This is a genomic window from Vreelandella andesensis (assembly GCF_003989795.1).
Taxonomy (GTDB): Bacteria; Pseudomonadota; Gammaproteobacteria; order Pseudomonadales; family Halomonadaceae; genus Vreelandella; species Vreelandella andesensis.
In genome coordinates this window covers 23,282-37,128 of sequence record NZ_RZHG01000022.1, presented here as the reverse complement: position 1 = coordinate 37,128, position 13,847 = coordinate 23,282, and the positions used below count along the sequence as shown (strand labels likewise).

Sequence of the window (13,847 nt, the reverse complement as noted above, 5' to 3'; positions counted from 1 at the left end):
AGTAGCGGTTTACTACCTGCTGAGTCATAGGGCTTGCTACTCTCATTTCACACGCCACGCGTGTGCTCTGCACCTCAACGAATAACGACAAGGAGAAGCGAGATGAGCAGCAAGCGTATTTTAATGATCACCGGTGATTTCACTGAAGATTACGAAACGATGGTGCCTTTCCAGGCGCTAATGGCGGTTGGGCATCAAGTCGACGCGGTTTGCCCCGACAAGGTCGCCGGAGATACCGTGGCCACGGCAATTCATGATTTTGAAGGCGACCAAACATACACCGAAAAGCCCGGCCACCGTTTCGCTTTGAACGCCGATTTCGCCAAAGTTAATCTTGATGACTACGATGCCTTGGTGGTCCCCGGTGGTCGTGCACCGGAATATCTGCGCTTAAACCAAGCGGTACTGGCGATGGTGAAGCACTTCTTTGACACGCAAAAGCCGGTCGCTGCTATTTGCCATGGCGCGCAGTTGTTGGCAGCGGCGAAGGTGCTAGAAGGTAAGCAATGTTCGGCTTATCCAGCTTGCCAACCGGAAGTGGAACTCGCCGGTGGCCATTTTGCCAACTTGGAAGTCACTGATGCGGTGACGGATGGCAACCTAGTAACGGCGCCTGCATGGCCTGCACACCCTGCATGGCTTGCTCAGTTTATGGCACTGTTGGATAAATAAGCGCTGACAGGCTGCGCCTTTTGCGCCCAGCGATATCAACTCACGCGGTATCAACTCACACGCTGTCAACTCAACGTGGCTGGGCGCTTTTTCTGTTAGCCGCTATGCTAAAGAGCAGGCAATTAAATTACTTACTTGAATTCAGGATTTACTTGCTTAAATTTACTTAATTAATAGCAGAGCTCAATTGCAGGGCTCGATGGCAGTGAGAGCATAACGATGTGCAAACTGTTTATTGATGCAGATCCTGAGCTATGGCGTAGCGCCACGCATTCGCTGCGCATTGATGGCATGGTGACCAGCGTTCGCATGGAAAACTACTTCTGGCACCTTCTAGAAGAAATGGCTCAACGAGATGGGATGAACACGGCCCAGCTCATCACTCGCCTCTATCATGAGTCGATTGATGCGGGGCACGATCTTGGTAATTTCACGTCGTTTTTGCGTGTCTGCGCGCTGCGTTACCAAGCGCTCCAACTTAGCGGTGATATTCCAAAAAACGTGGAGGTGGCGATTGGCTCGTTGGATGCGCAGCAGATTCTGAGCAGAGAAACTGCCACGCGTTCCAGTCAAATGCACTGATGTTGTTTGTACTGGGGTCGTTTGCTATCGCTAAATCAGTCAATAGAAAACCCGCATCAGCTAAGACCGCTACTCCAATCGCTTGCCAAGTTTATCGAGGAAGGTCTCGATACGTAATGCGTTGGTACCGATATCGCTGGCACCTAGCCGGGATGCTGAACGCATATCCACCTGCACGCCGTTTTGTTGCTCAGTAAGACGAATAATGACGTCATCTTCAAAGCCAAACCAGCGGGTCGTCGCGGTCGCTTCGATGGTGTTATCTGTTATCGCTGCGATCTGCCAGCCTGACGCTTCAACCTCTGCCTGAGCTGCCGCAAGCACGGTTGCTATGGGCGCGGATACTTGTAAAGCCTGCATATTCGGATACGCGTTTTTTTGCTGGCGCGCTGTCTGTTCTCCTGGGTAATCAACCGCATTAGGCGATGCTTCGCGTGCATCTCTTAGTGCGACAAATTCAGGAGGATGTTGGGTGTCGGTGGTAATGTCATGAATGGTGGGCGCCTGCTGAGCACGCTGCCACTGCTGCCAAGGCATATATAACAGGGCGGCGGTTGCAGCAATCACAAAGATGGCCACTACGCCTGCGCCCATACGGCGAGTAAAGGCGCTGATCAACAACAGTAAGATGCTTATCGCCACGGCAGCAGTTGCAGCATAGACACCATTGCGCATCAGGTTGAAGGCGCTGCCCAGGTTAATCAACTCCCAGCGGTAGGCGGGCCCAGCGCTAGCTATTAGCAACGCTGATACTACCAGTGCAATAACGCTGACCCAAGCCAGCAACGTTGGCCAAATGCCTCCTCTGTGTGAGTGTTCTGAGCGCTCCTTTGTCATAAGTTTTCCCTCATTATAGTGACGATATTGACCTACTCAGCATAGGTTGCAGTAAAGCAGTTGTCTTCGTTAGACGAGGTAGCTCAGACACCCTACTATGCGGCTGTTAGCAGTAACGCATATATTCGCTGTAACGCAAATAGACGTGGCGTGCCTGGTAATTTTTTGTAATTTGAACGTTTTACAATTTGAGCATTCTTCCAAATTAAGAGATTGAAGCAAGCATGACATTAACAACGGCGTTAGCGTCCTCTTTGCGAGACTTATTGGCGGCAACCCCAAGCAATGCGTTACCAATAACCTACCAGCAAGCGGCGAATGCGCTAGGCCTTTCGCCGCCCAGAACTATTCAACGTATTGCGCAGGCGCTCGAACAGCTAATGAGAGAAGATGCCGCTGCAGGCAAGCCCTTTATTGCTACGCTAGTGGTTAGTCGGAGCGGCAAGGGGCTGCCGGCGGCGGGGTTTTTTGAGCTTGCCGCGGAATTAGGACGCTTTACTGACACGCCTTCCCAGCAAGAGGCGTTTTACTATTCCGAGCGTGAGCAAGCTATTAACGAGTGGTGTCGCTCTTGATTCTAGGTAAATCAGTTGTTGCGCAGTGGGGTCAACAAATCGCTCAATCCATTGTGGTCAATTTCATGCATTAAATGTAGAAGGCGGCCAATTTCTCCTTGTGGAAACCCTTCCCGCGCAAACCAGTTTAAATAGGGGCCGGGCAAGTCGGCAATCAGCCAGCCTTCATACTTGCCAAAGGGCATAGAGCGCGTTACCAACTTCTCAAGGTCTTCGGGATTCATGTGTTTGGCTCATTTAAATTAGATAAAAGATAGTTTTAGCAGTGATTAATAACAATTGATTTTATTTTTACATGACGCAATCTAGGATGGCTACACAGTGGCAGCACACCTCGGCTGACCAGCGAAAATAACCCGGCGAATAAAAACGCTGTAATAGGAGATAACCATGAGCCTTTCCCCATTTCATCTAGCCATCCCTGTCTACGATGTCGCCCTGGCCCGTACGTTTTATAACGATGTATTTGGCTTAGAAGAAGGGCGTTCTAGTGATCACTGGGTCGACTTTAATTTTTTTGGCCATCAGCTGGTGATTCATGAACATCCGCAAACCCCAGGCCAGCAGAGTGCCCACACTAACCCAGTCGATGGCCATAACGTGCCGGTTCCGCATTTTGGTGTGATTCTAGAGTGGGATGAGTGGGAAGCCTTGGCCGAGCGTTTAAAAGCGCGGGATACAGCTTTCGTGATTGAGCCATACATTCGCTTTAAAGGTGAAGTCGGTGAGCAGGCCACCATGTTCCTGCTCGACCCGTGTGGTAATGCCCTGGAGTTCAAAGCGTTTAAAGACCAGGGCCAGATTTTTGCTAAATAAGTGTGTTTAGGAAAACACCCAAACAAGGTAGGGGTGTGTAGCAGGTGTTGCTAAGCACGTAACGCTTGTTCCAGGCGTCTATGTTGCAGCGGCGACGCGCCAAAATAGCGCTTATAGTCTCTGCTAAATTGGGGCACGCTGCGATAACCGACCGCTTGGGCGGCTTGGTTCACGTTGTGGTTATCTTGCACTAAAAGCTGCTGTGCCTTAAGTAAGCGCAGCCGCTTTAAATACTGTGCAGGCGAAGAGCGCGTTATCTGTTTAAAGTGCTGGTGAAACGTCGATATGCTCATATTGGCATGCTGGGCTAACTGGTCGACGGTAAAGTCCTCGGCAAAACGGGCGTGTAGGTGTGATAGCACGTGAACAATACGTGAATAGTGACCGTGACCTATTACCAATGCACGTAACGCAGGGCCTTGTTCGCCTTTCAGTGCCTCAAATACCACTTCTCTTATTCTGGCTTCGCCCATGGCATTGCACTCTATGTCGTCGTGTAGAGCGTGTGCTAGGCGCATCACCGCCGCTTGCATACCATCATTCATCGCTACTGAAGCCATCGGCTTTGGCGCAAGGCTTGACTGGCTCATATCACCCATGGCGGTGACCATTTCACTCAGTAACGCCGGGTCTAACTTCACCGATATACCCAGCAGCGGTTCCTCTGGCGAACTGTGGGTTTCACACTCGAAGGGAAGTGGCAGGGTTTGTACGAGATAGTGGCCAGGGTTGTAGTGAATCTCACGGTCGCCGAGATAGCCTATTTTGCGGCCTTGGGCGATGATGATTAGGCTAGGCTCGTACATTAACGGGGTTCGTTCCTGACGTCGCCCCAAGCAAAGCAGCCTCACTCTGGGCAACCGAGAAACGCTTAACCCGTTACCTGTGACTAGCGGTGAGATCAAATCAGCGAGTGCATTGCCTGCGAGAGCGGTACTGGCCACCATGGGAATTCCTAATCTGTTTGAAGAGTAGACCGAGCGATAATTATGATGTTTTTTTGAGTTTTTTTGTTATTTTATTGCATATAAAAAGAGAAATAAGCAAAAAATACGTAGCTTCGTTCATCGCTATCTGACGTCTTGCAGCGAATAATGGATGTACTATTTCGCATGTGCGGAATGCTTATTAAGGAGTTTCCATGAGCCAAGTAAAATCTTACGCTGCTTTTTCTGCGGATAAACCACTCGCGCCGTTCACCTTTGATCGTCGTGAGCCACGTCCGGACGATGTTGCCATTGAAATTCTATACTGTGGTGTTTGCCATAGTGACCTGCACTTTGCCAAGAATGACTGGGGCATGAGCCAATATCCTGTGGTACCTGGCCATGAAATAGTGGGCCGTGTGACCGCCGTTGGCGCTGAAGTGACACGCTTTAAAGCGGGCGACTTAGTCGGCGTGGGTTGTATGGTCGACTCTTGCCGCACCTGCTCTGCTTGTAAAGATGGTGTGGAACAATACTGCCTGAAAGGTTTCACGATGACCTACGGCAGCCCTGATCGCCAAGATGGCACGCTAACCCAAGGCGGCTACTCAGATGCCATCGTGGTGAGTGAGCATTTTGTGCTGCAAATGCCTGAAGGTATTGATCTAGCATCTGCGGCACCTATTCTTTGTGCGGGCGTCACGACTTATTCACCACTTAAACACCATGGTGTTGGCAAAGGCCATAAAGTAGGCGTAATAGGCATGGGCGGCCTTGGTCATATGGGCGTGAAATTGGCCAAAGCACTTGGTGCGGAAGTCACTGTGTTTACTCGCTCGGATGCCAAGGTAGAAGAAGCCAAGCGCAATGGTGCGGATCACGTTGTGGTGTCCAGTGACAAAGCGCAAATGGATGCTGTCGCTGAAACATTCGACTTCATGCTGGATACCGTGCCGGTTCAGCACGACATAAATCCTTACCTTGCTTCTCTTAACTACAACGGCACGCATATTATTGTCGGCCTGCTAGAACCAATTGAGCCGGCTATTGAAGCCTTCAATTTAGTGTTTAAGCGTCGCGTGGTGGCTGGTTCACTGATAGGTGGTATTGCTGAAACAGAAGAGCTCCTCAAGCTGTGTGCCGATCAAAATATCACCTGCGATATTGAGATGTTGGACATTAACAACATCAATGAAGGCTTTGAGCGTATGGAGAAAGGTGACGTGCGTTATCGCTTCGTTATTGATATGGCAACACTGAAAAATACCGCTGCGTAACGAATTCCAACCGCTAGCCCAGTGCCCTAAAAATACCCCCATCGTTCTTCAACGGTGGGGGTATCGTGCGGGTGCTGTTGAGCATCTAGGCCATCACACGTGGGCAGAGACTCGCAGCCTGACGTAATCGGCTGTCCAGTTACCTTGACTATCACTTAAGCTGTGGGAGAGCAGATTAATTGTATTATCAATAATGGCGACTTTCAGATCTTCGTCTAACCCATGCAAAAACGGACTTGCAAAGGTTTCGAGCCAGCCTGCAATACCGGTGGGTAGCGGTGTGGGGCGAGGTATTAACTCGATAGAATCAATATGAAAGCCTACTGTTTGAAGCAGATGTGTGTACTCTTCCGAAGTGGGAAAGTACCAAGGATGACGGCCACGTGAGCTAATTCCACGAAACTGAAGCGAGGCAATAAGCGCTGTGCAAATGGCGGCCACGTTGCCATGTCCACCAAACTCTGCAACAAACCGCCCGCCTGGCTTTAGGGCGCGTTTCACACCAGCCAGTACCGTTTGTGGGTCTAGCATCCAGTGAAGTGCGGCGTTACTGAAGACCGCATCGAATTCATGGTCAAAGGGTAGCTGGTGCCCATCGACAACCCGTGCGTTTACCCCCCGTTGTTGGGCGGCGGCAACCATATCAGCAGAAGCGTCGACACCCAACACATCAGCACCTAATTGCATAATGCGTTCGGTGAGCGCGCCATCACCACAGCCAAGATCCAATAGACGCTGCCCAGGCTGTGGCGCTAAAAGTTTCATTACTTCGCTTCCCAGCGTGGGAACGAAATTCGCGTGTTCCGCATAGTGGCTGGCATTCCATTCCTGCCCTGGCGGTGTGTGGGGGGCATTAGACATATTGGCTTCCTAGCGGCGTTATTTATCTTAGGGATGACCCTATGGTTTCATTTATTATAGCTTGCTATCAATTGCCTGCGTTAAGCCTGAATTCAGGAGCAAAAGCATTGAGCTCCCGAACAGGCGGGGCAACTTAGTAGTAATAACCGTTATATCAAGCATTAAAAGGCGAGACAAAATGAATGATGTCATCAAACTGCTTCAATCCCACCGTTCCATACGCAAGTTTACCGACCAGGAAATTCCGCGCGAGCTGTTGTTATCGCTCATTAAAGCGGGCCAGGCCGCAGCAACATCGAGCCATGTGCAGGCCTACACTGTTATTAACGTCAAAGATTCCGCTAATCGCGAAAAGATAGCGGAATACGCGGGGGGGCAAGGGTATGTCGCCAGTAGCGCGGTCTTTTTAGTATTTTGTGCGGACATGAAGCGCCCCACAGAGGCTTCTGAGCGAACAGGCGCCAACGTTGAACGAGGTATGACAGAGCAGCTATTGGTCGCCACCGTTGATACTGCCCTGATGGCACAAAACGTTGCCGTGGCCGCTGAATCCGAAGGGCTTGGGATTTGTTATATCGGTGGTATCCGCAATAACCCTCAAGCGATCAGCGAGCTGTTGCACTTGCCCGACCATGTATACCCAGTGTTTGGCATGTGCCTTGGCTATCCGGCCCATAATCCCGAGGTCAAGCCGCGGCTACCGGTAGAGGCCATTCTCAAGGAAGATGTTTACTGTGATGATACTGAGCAAGTTGAGGCGTTTGACAGCACTATGCAAGCGTACTATCAGGCACGCAGCACGGGTAACAAAACAACGGACTGGTCACATAATCTGACGCCACTGTTCGATTCAAAGCTGCGTCCTCACATGCGTGACTTTTTAGTTAAGCGTGGCTTTGAAATGAAGTAACAATCGATCTAGTTGTAAAAAAGAGATGAACGTGAGGTAGGTTAACGTCACCGTGTATTGGGGCGTTTAAAAGGTCAGTCTTCTGGCGCTGCACGCCGACGGTGTTCATCTATACTGATTGCATATCAAGGGTAGTGCCGATAACAATAAAAGGAGCTATTGATGAACCTTCAGCGCGCTTATTATCTGCTAGCGGCTTTTTACAGCCTGCTTCCACTGATTGGGTTAGTTGCCATTCTATCCGGCGGGGGAACACCATTTGCAGTGGCTCACCTTTTATTGGGAGCGTTAGCCGTTATGGGGCTGTGGGGCTTCATACTCAAACGTGGGTTTATGAACCCCCGCATGTGGCAACCTCTAGCCGTGGTACTGGCAATCATGGCAGTAGGTCAGCTGTGGGTGATCTTCACGATGCCCGTTTCCAACGTTGCGCTCACCTGGATGCTAACCAGCAGTATCTTCTCGGTAATGCTGATTATTGTGCTGTTTCACTACGGCAAGCGTGATCAACCCTTGTGGGCTACGCCAGTAGAAGCAGACGCTGCCAAGCAGCTTACCCAATTGCTTGATAGCACTTCGCCTTTGTCTGCTGTTCATTGCGAAGGTGAGCAAGAAAATAGCGTTAATGTCACTAAAGTAGGCAACCACTATCATGCCAAAGTGACTCGGCGTGGAAAAAATGGTCAAGAGACATTTGAACGCCACTTCCAGCACCCTGAAACGCTGGTGTTTTTTTTAGAGAAGTTCGCCAGCGTTTCAGTTAAGGATTTTAGACAAGCGTCGCTTTCTTAAATGGGCGAGTGAACAGGTTTTAATAAACAAATTTAGGGAAACGCTGAATAATTCGCTTGGGCTACTAAAGCGTTTAATCTGCCCGAGTGTTGTCTCTGCGATCCATGTCTAGCCACTGCCGGTGGCTTTCGTACTTGGCAGCCGTATTTTTCGGCTGCCATGCCGGATTGAGGACACACTGCAGATGTTTATCAAGCGTCCGATCTGCGACAAGCTCAAGGGAAATCTTCACGCATGGACGCAGTGCTTAGTGACTAGATCATTGGGTCATACGAGGCTCAATACATAGATAAGAAAGTATTATCTCGACCGCATGGGCACGCCGCTCGATAAGCCATCCCGGATCAGTTAGATCCTGCTCGAAGATAATAGATAGGGTGTCGCGTTGATTGATGTGAATGATTGATAGCGACAGGATCGAAATATAAAGCTGGATAGGGTCTACAGCCGTGCGGAACAACCCTGCCGCCTCCCCTCGCTTTAAGGTGTCCCGGATCATGCCTACAAGCGGTGTTGTTTGCTGAACGACCTTGCTCGATTTGCGCAGCATGCGCCCACCCAACAGGTTTTCGTTACGTACCAAGCTTGTGAATTCTGGATGCTTTGCCATGTGATCAAAAGTAAATTCGACCAGTGCACGCATACCCGCAACAGGCTCAAGATTGCTTAGGTTGAGTTCTTGCTCCTTGGCGCGCAACTCCTTATAGACACGTTCTAAAACAGCCAGGTAAAGACTCTCCTTGTCATCGAAGTAGTGATAAACCATGCGCACATTACAATCAGCTGCACGCACGATACGTTCCATACGAGCGCCATCGTAGCCGCGTTCGGAAAACTCTTGAGTCGCTGCCTGAAACAGACGTTCGCGTGTTTCATGAGCATTACGGCGGTTTTTGCTCCCGGTACGAGAACCCTGTTTAACATCAAGCACATCGCTTTTTGTCATATACGCATCCTTGTTCCTCTCGGTACTAAAGTCCTAACGCAATGCCATCGCTACGTGGGTCGTGGGCCGCGGAATAGCCATTTGCTGGGTCGATAACGACCGCGCCGGAGTGGCCAGCCAAGGCACTCTGCGCGGGTAGTGGGCTCACCTGATGACCGCGCCGGGTCAATTCGGCGAAAACAGACTCTCCCGCATTCTGCTCCAGTTTTAACGTGTCGCGGCCATCAGAAAAGGTCCGCCCCAATAGAAAGCGCGGCGCTTTAAGTGCACTGAGCGGATCCATCCCATAGTCTATCAAGCGGGTTAGCACGGCAGCGAGGGTTTGTGGTTGTCCATCAGCGCCTTGAGTGCCGTAAAGTAAACGAGGCTTTCCATCGATACGGTACATGCCGGGGTTAAGGGTATGGAAAGGGCGTTTTCCGGGGGCAAGCGCATTCGGATGAGCAGGATCAAGACTGAACGCCGCACCGCGGTTATGCCACAAAATCCCCGTATCACCAACACTGATACCGCTGCCCCAATCATAATAAACTGTCTGTAACATTGAGACGGCATTACCGAAACGATCAGCGGCCGCCAGATAAACCGTATCGCCATGTTGATAAGCGAAGGGCCAATCCAATGCTTTCCCTGCCTCCACTTTTGCCGCTTCAGCCTCAAGATGGGCAGGCGATAGCAACCTTTCAAACGGTACCGAGGTGAAATCGGGATCAGCAAGATATTGATTACGATCCAGAAAAGCGCGTTTTATCGCTTCAACCAGCAGGTGGTAATAATCAGCGCTGCCTTCCTTGATCATGGAGAGGTCAAAACGCTCCAAGATGCCCATTATCTCGAGAGTTGTCATACCCTGGGTAGGGGGACGATGAGCTAGAAGCTCGCCACCACGGTAGGTAACAGACAGCGGCTGTTCTATTCGTGCTCGAGTAGCCGCTAGGTCAGCACCTGTGAGCGGAGACCCTGCGGCTGCCAGCCCAGCAGCAATTTTCGCACCCAGCTGCCCTTCATAGAAATCTCGGTAACCGTGGGTCGCGATAGACTGCAGTGAAGCGGCCAGCTGTGGTTGGCGCAGCAATTCCCCTTCTCGGGGAATCCTCCCGTCTGGCATAAAGTGCTCTCGTACGCCTGGCATCATCGCCATGTCATCGCGACGAAAATCAAGCCAAAAGCGCTGCGAGGGGGTCACTGGGAAGCCTTCTTTCGCTAGCCGTATCGCTGGCTCCAACAGTGCTTTCCAGCCCATCTTACCACCACAGCTCTGACGAGAAATCTCATGTGCCTGCCCCCATGTATCGACTGTGGCAGCCGTCGTTAACATGGAGCCTGGCCCCCTAGCAGGCAAGCCGACAGGTAATTTCAGCCTAGCTTGTGGCGCCTGGCCAATGCCTGACAAGGTTTGCACACCACCATTTGCATCCGCAATGATCATGAAGGCATCGCCGCCAAGGCCGGTAAAATGGGGACAAGACACTGCCAGACAGGCACCCATGGTGATCGCAGCCTCAACCGCATTTCCACCTTTACGAAGTGTTTCAAGACCCGCTTCGGTTGCCAGTGTATGTGGACTGGTTACAACCCCTTCTTGGGAATGTGCTAGCGCTGATGACGTTATACTTGAGGACATTGCTACAATCCTTATTCTGGCTGTTTATTTAGCCGCCATACACCACATTGGGTAGCCACATGCTGATCGCGGGGATATAGGTCAGCAATATCAAGGCAAGTAGAGCAATGCCAATAAAGGGCACCGCGCCACGTACCGCCTGGACATAATCGACTCCACTGATAGTGCTCGCCACAAACAGATTGAGACCAAATGGCGGGGTAAACATACCAATAGCTCCATTCACGGTCAGCACTGCCCCTAGGTGAACAGGGTCAATACCAACGCGTATGCCAACTGTGTAAAACAGGGGGGCGAGAATCACCATAAGGGAGGATGCATCAAGGAACATACCTGCAATCAGTACCACAACATTGATCAGCAGGAAAATATGATACGGATTGTCGGATAGCGACAAGATAGAGTTTGCCAACATTGCGGCTAGGCCATTACTGGAAAGAAACCAAGCCAGCACCGAGGCAGCAGAAAGAATAATCATTACCTGAGCCGTTGTCGTCGCCGCTTCAATCATGCTTTGAAATAACTCTGCAAAGCTCTTTTCACGATAAATCAGGGCTGAGACAAATAGTGCATATATCACTGATACAGCGGATGCTTCAGTGGGAGTAAAGATACCGAGATAAATCCCACCCAAGACGACGAGAGGAACACCTAACCCCCATGAAGCATCTTTCAATCCGACTAGAACCTCATTCCAACTAGGCGGCTCCATAGGGGTTACACCGTCCTTCTTGGCGCGGTACCAACAGTAGGGCAGTAGGCATGCTGCGTATAACAAACCAGCGCCCACCCCAGCCATGAACAGCGCACCCACCGACACCCCAGTGACGGCGGCGTAGACAATCATTACTACCGAAGGGGGAATGATTATCCCCAATGACCCGGAAGACACCAGCACGCCGATCGAAAATGGACCGGAATATCCCTCCTTGCGCATTGCCGGATACAGCAATGATCCAACCGACACAACGGTGGCCGGGCTAGATCCAGAGATAGCACCAAAAAACATGCTCGCTGATACCGCCGTCATCCCCATACCACCGGTAAAGCGTCCCACTAACAAGTTGGCAAAGCGAATAATACGCTGCGATAACCCACCTGCACTCATCAAGCTGCCAGTGAGAATAAAAAAGGGTATGGCCATCAGCGGAAACTTATCCAACCCGGCAAACAAGCGCTCGGCCACGATGGCCAAAGGGATATGGCTAAAGCTCCCCATTGCTACCGTAACGGAACCCGCCAACGCAATAAAGATGGGCGTTCCTACTAACATCAACACAGCCAATAGAATCAGGAATGTGATAACCATGCGCTTATCCGATTTGATCAAGGTGGGCAGAGGCTTGCTCTCGACCAAGCAACGTCCGCAAGAAATGCTGGGTAAAGCGAATGCACATCAATAGAGCGCCTACTGGAATAGCCAACTGAACGATCCACATGGGGGCTTGCAGAGCAGAGCTCACCTGACCGAACCTGTGGGTTTGCTCAGTTAACTGGATACCGTAAAACACCAGAAAGAGGCAGAAAGCGATGGAAACTGCATGAACGAGCAATTCTATCCACTTCGCCAAACGTGGAGGACTAAACCTTTGCAGAATATCGATGCCGATATGAATCCCTTGCCGCGCAGCGACACTAGCTCCAAGCATCACCATCCATACAATTTGGTAACGGACCAGTTCCTCCGCCCATGAAAAACCATCGTTGAACACGTAGCGTGCAATGACATTAGCGAAAAGAATAAAAGAGGCAGATAAAATCAGCAGGCCAATCAAAACCTCCTCGGCACGCGATATTAGGCGATCAAGTTTGCGCATAGCGGACTCCACCAGCAATGAAAACAAAGGAGAAGAAAGGGCTGCCGGGATAACCGACCAGCCCTTTAATGGGTTGCGCTACTATTCGATATCAGCAATAGCTTGCTGGAATTCCGCCATTAGATCCGCGCCAATTTCACTGGCAAACGCGTCGTGCACCGACGCTGTCGCCTCTCTGAAAGCGTTCAGCTGGGCATCATCCAATGTACTGACGTTAGTACCACTAGCTTCGATAGTGGCAATGTAACCTGTTTCACGGCGTGCGGTTTCTTCACGCTGGAATGCAGTGGTTTCACGGGCAACATCGGTCAATAGCGCTTGGTTTTCAGGGCTCAGGCTATCGAACCAACGCTGGCTAAACAGAAATGCATAGGCTAGATACGCGTGGTTGCTGATGATTACATCGGACTGCACTTCATAAAATTTCATTTGTGTAATCGATACCAGCGGATTTTCCTGACAATCGACAATTCGTTGTTGCAGCGCGTTATAGGTTTCGCCAAAGGCAATCGGTACCGGATTGGCGTCCATCGCCTTAAATTGCTCCATGATGATAGGGCTTTGCATCACACGTACCTTTTGTCCTGCGAAATCTTCCGGGCCGTTAACAGGTTGGTCACAAGTAAATTGCTTGAAACCACTTTCCCAGAAAGTAACCCCCTTCAGACCCACCTGCTCCACGGTCGCCAATAGATCATTACCGGCCTGCCCATCGAGAACGGCGTGGGCTGCATCAGGAGAAGGGAATAAGAAAGGCAGGTCGACAATCTGCATGGCGGGAACGAAGCCCGATAGCTTGGCAGTCGGAATAATCGCTGCTTCCACAGCTCCCATCTGCAACTGCTGAGTGACTTCGACATCATCACCTAGGGTGTTATTGGGGAAAATTTTTACTGAAATATCACCGCCGCTGCGTTCTGCCACAGCGTCCCTGAAGCGCTCAGCAGCTAAGTGTTGTGCACTATCTTCAGGCAAGTCATGGTGGAACTTGATATTGATATTGGCACTCGCCATGCCGGTGTGTACCAAGGCGCCCAACGCAAAACTATAAGCGAGAGCCTTCATCTTCATGTTTTTAAGTTGCTTTTTCATGGTGTGATCCTTGCCATTGCTCCCGTTCAGAAAGTGCCCTACAGAGAGCGGGTTAAGTAACTATTTACTTACTTAAATTTTAATGCAAGCATCGTGCCATATTTAAACATGAGAGATTTT

16 protein-coding genes are annotated in these 13,847 nt (G+C 50.6%); 7 read left to right on the top strand and 9 right to left on the bottom strand.

Annotated elements, in window-relative coordinates; translation table 11 throughout:
- The first annotated feature begins 102 nt into the window (after window positions 1-102).
- Both ELY33_RS12875 and ELY33_RS12870 read left to right on the top strand, forming a co-directional pair.
- Window positions 103-672, top strand: a complete 570-nt coding sequence (locus ELY33_RS12875) for a DJ-1/PfpI family protein (RefSeq protein WP_126948319.1) — start codon at window positions 103-105, stop codon at window positions 670-672.
- A 219-nt stretch (window positions 673-891) separates the two neighbouring features.
- On the top strand, window positions 892-1,254 hold the full coding sequence (locus tag ELY33_RS12870) for a ribbon-helix-helix domain-containing protein (protein ID WP_126948318.1): 363 nt from the start codon (window positions 892-894) through the stop codon (window positions 1,252-1,254).
- A 69-nt stretch (window positions 1,255-1,323) separates the two neighbouring features.
- Here ELY33_RS12870 and ELY33_RS12865 read toward each other — a convergent pair whose 3' ends face one another.
- The gene (locus ELY33_RS12865; RefSeq protein WP_126948317.1) at window positions 1,324-2,091 is read right to left on the bottom strand and encodes a DUF1499 domain-containing protein; all 768 of its coding nucleotides are present in this window, start codon (window positions 2,089-2,091) and stop codon (window positions 1,324-1,326) included.
- Window positions 2,092-2,315: 224 nt separating this feature from the next.
- On the opposite strand from ELY33_RS12865, the gene ELY33_RS12860 reads away from it, so the two are divergent.
- Complete coding sequence (locus tag ELY33_RS12860) at window positions 2,316-2,666, top strand: hypothetical protein (RefSeq protein WP_126948316.1); 351 nt, start codon at window positions 2,316-2,318, stop codon at window positions 2,664-2,666.
- 11 nt (window positions 2,667-2,677) lie between these two features.
- Here ELY33_RS12860 and ELY33_RS12855 read toward each other — a convergent pair whose 3' ends face one another.
- Entirely contained in the window at window positions 2,678-2,890 is a 213-nt protein-coding gene (locus ELY33_RS12855) for a DUF3820 family protein (RefSeq protein WP_126948315.1), read from the bottom strand.
- A 166-nt stretch (window positions 2,891-3,056) separates the two neighbouring features.
- On the opposite strand from ELY33_RS12855, the gene ELY33_RS12850 reads away from it, so the two are divergent.
- On the top strand, window positions 3,057-3,482 hold the full coding sequence (locus tag ELY33_RS12850) for a VOC family protein (protein ID WP_126948314.1): 426 nt from the start codon (window positions 3,057-3,059) through the stop codon (window positions 3,480-3,482).
- 50 nt (window positions 3,483-3,532) lie between these two features.
- Here the strand turns inward: ELY33_RS12850 and ELY33_RS12845 are convergent, their stop codons facing one another.
- Window positions 3,533-4,429 (bottom strand): AraC family transcriptional regulator, encoded by an 897-nt coding sequence (locus ELY33_RS12845; protein ID WP_126948313.1) that lies wholly within the window; start codon window positions 4,427-4,429, stop codon window positions 3,533-3,535.
- A 194-nt stretch (window positions 4,430-4,623) separates the two neighbouring features.
- Between ELY33_RS12845 and ELY33_RS12840 the strand changes: the two genes are divergently transcribed.
- Window positions 4,624-5,685 carry an NAD(P)-dependent alcohol dehydrogenase gene (locus tag ELY33_RS12840; protein WP_126948312.1) on the top strand — a complete coding sequence of 354 codons (1,062 nt, stop codon included), beginning with the start codon at window positions 4,624-4,626 and terminating at the stop codon, window positions 5,683-5,685.
- Between the two features lie 93 nt (window positions 5,686-5,778).
- Here ELY33_RS12840 and ELY33_RS12835 read toward each other — a convergent pair whose 3' ends face one another.
- Window positions 5,779-6,546 carry a class I SAM-dependent methyltransferase gene (locus ELY33_RS12835; protein ID WP_126948311.1) on the bottom strand — a complete coding sequence of 256 codons (768 nt, stop codon included), beginning with the start codon at window positions 6,544-6,546 and terminating at the stop codon, window positions 5,779-5,781.
- A 178-nt stretch (window positions 6,547-6,724) separates the two neighbouring features.
- Between ELY33_RS12835 and nfsA the strand changes: the two genes are divergently transcribed.
- Both nfsA and ELY33_RS12825 read left to right on the top strand, forming a co-directional pair.
- Window positions 6,725-7,456: an oxygen-insensitive NADPH nitroreductase gene (nfsA, locus tag ELY33_RS12830; protein ID WP_126948310.1), complete on the top strand. Its 732-nt coding sequence runs from the start codon at window positions 6,725-6,727 to the stop codon at window positions 7,454-7,456.
- A gap of 162 nt (window positions 7,457-7,618) precedes the next feature.
- Window positions 7,619-8,248 carry a hypothetical protein gene (locus tag ELY33_RS12825; RefSeq protein ID WP_126948309.1) on the top strand — a complete coding sequence of 210 codons (630 nt, stop codon included), beginning with the start codon at window positions 7,619-7,621 and terminating at the stop codon, window positions 8,246-8,248.
- A 259-nt stretch (window positions 8,249-8,507) separates the two neighbouring features.
- On the opposite strand, the gene ELY33_RS12820 is transcribed toward ELY33_RS12825, so the two are convergent.
- The 5 genes from ELY33_RS12820 to ELY33_RS12800 form a co-directional block, all read right to left on the bottom strand.
- Window positions 8,508-9,194 (bottom strand): TetR/AcrR family transcriptional regulator, encoded by a 687-nt coding sequence (locus tag ELY33_RS12820; protein WP_126948308.1) that lies wholly within the window; start codon window positions 9,192-9,194, stop codon window positions 8,508-8,510.
- 25 nt (window positions 9,195-9,219) lie between these two features.
- Entirely contained in the window at window positions 9,220-10,818 is a 1,599-nt protein-coding gene (ggt, locus tag ELY33_RS12815) for a gamma-glutamyltransferase (protein WP_244208608.1), read from the bottom strand.
- 28 nt (window positions 10,819-10,846) lie between these two features.
- On the bottom strand, window positions 10,847-12,127 hold the full coding sequence (locus ELY33_RS12810; protein ID WP_126948306.1) for a TRAP transporter large permease: 1,281 nt from the start codon (window positions 12,125-12,127) through the stop codon (window positions 10,847-10,849).
- 4 nt (window positions 12,128-12,131) lie between these two features.
- Entirely contained in the window at window positions 12,132-12,635 is a 504-nt protein-coding gene (locus ELY33_RS12805; protein WP_126948305.1) for a TRAP transporter small permease, read from the bottom strand.
- Between the two features lie 81 nt (window positions 12,636-12,716).
- A complete protein-coding gene (locus tag ELY33_RS12800; RefSeq protein ID WP_126948304.1) occupies window positions 12,717-13,727 on the bottom strand; it encodes a TRAP transporter substrate-binding protein in 1,011 nt (336 codons plus the stop codon).
- Between the last annotated feature and the right edge of the window lie 120 nt (window positions 13,728-13,847).

Excerpts from the sequence above, each read along its gene's own strand:
- ELY33_RS12875 (WP_126948319.1), top strand. The coding sequence starts at position 103 with ATGAGCAGCAAGCGTATTTTAATGATCACCGGTGATTTCACTGAAGAT.
- ELY33_RS12870 (WP_126948318.1), top strand. The coding sequence starts at position 892 with ATGTGCAAACTGTTTATTGATGCAGATCCTGAGCTATGGCGTAGCGCC.
- ELY33_RS12865 (WP_126948317.1), bottom strand. The coding sequence starts at position 2,091 with ATGACAAAGGAGCGCTCAGAACACTCACACAGAGGAGGCATTTGGCCA.
- ELY33_RS12860 (WP_126948316.1), top strand. The coding sequence starts at position 2,316 with ATGACATTAACAACGGCGTTAGCGTCCTCTTTGCGAGACTTATTGGCG.
- ELY33_RS12855 (WP_126948315.1), bottom strand. The coding sequence starts at position 2,890 with ATGAATCCCGAAGACCTTGAGAAGTTGGTAACGCGCTCTATGCCCTTT.
- ELY33_RS12850 (WP_126948314.1), top strand. The coding sequence starts at position 3,057 with ATGAGCCTTTCCCCATTTCATCTAGCCATCCCTGTCTACGATGTCGCC.
- ELY33_RS12845 (WP_126948313.1), bottom strand. The coding sequence starts at position 4,429 with ATGGTGGCCAGTACCGCTCTCGCAGGCAATGCACTCGCTGATTTGATC.
- ELY33_RS12840 (WP_126948312.1), top strand. The coding sequence starts at position 4,624 with ATGAGCCAAGTAAAATCTTACGCTGCTTTTTCTGCGGATAAACCACTC.
- ELY33_RS12835 (WP_126948311.1), bottom strand. The coding sequence starts at position 6,546 with ATGTCTAATGCCCCCCACACACCGCCAGGGCAGGAATGGAATGCCAGC.
- nfsA (WP_126948310.1), top strand. The coding sequence starts at position 6,725 with ATGAATGATGTCATCAAACTGCTTCAATCCCACCGTTCCATACGCAAG.
- ELY33_RS12825 (WP_126948309.1), top strand. The coding sequence starts at position 7,619 with ATGAACCTTCAGCGCGCTTATTATCTGCTAGCGGCTTTTTACAGCCTG.
- ELY33_RS12820 (WP_126948308.1), bottom strand. The coding sequence starts at position 9,194 with ATGACAAAAAGCGATGTGCTTGATGTTAAACAGGGTTCTCGTACCGGG.
- ggt (WP_244208608.1), bottom strand. The coding sequence starts at position 10,818 with ATGTCCTCAAGTATAACGTCATCAGCGCTAGCACATTCCCAAGAAGGG.
- ELY33_RS12810 (WP_126948306.1), bottom strand. The coding sequence starts at position 12,127 with ATGGTTATCACATTCCTGATTCTATTGGCTGTGTTGATGTTAGTAGGA.
- ELY33_RS12805 (WP_126948305.1), bottom strand. The coding sequence starts at position 12,635 with ATGCGCAAACTTGATCGCCTAATATCGCGTGCCGAGGAGGTTTTGATT.
- ELY33_RS12800 (WP_126948304.1), bottom strand. The coding sequence starts at position 13,727 with ATGAAAAAGCAACTTAAAAACATGAAGATGAAGGCTCTCGCTTATAGT.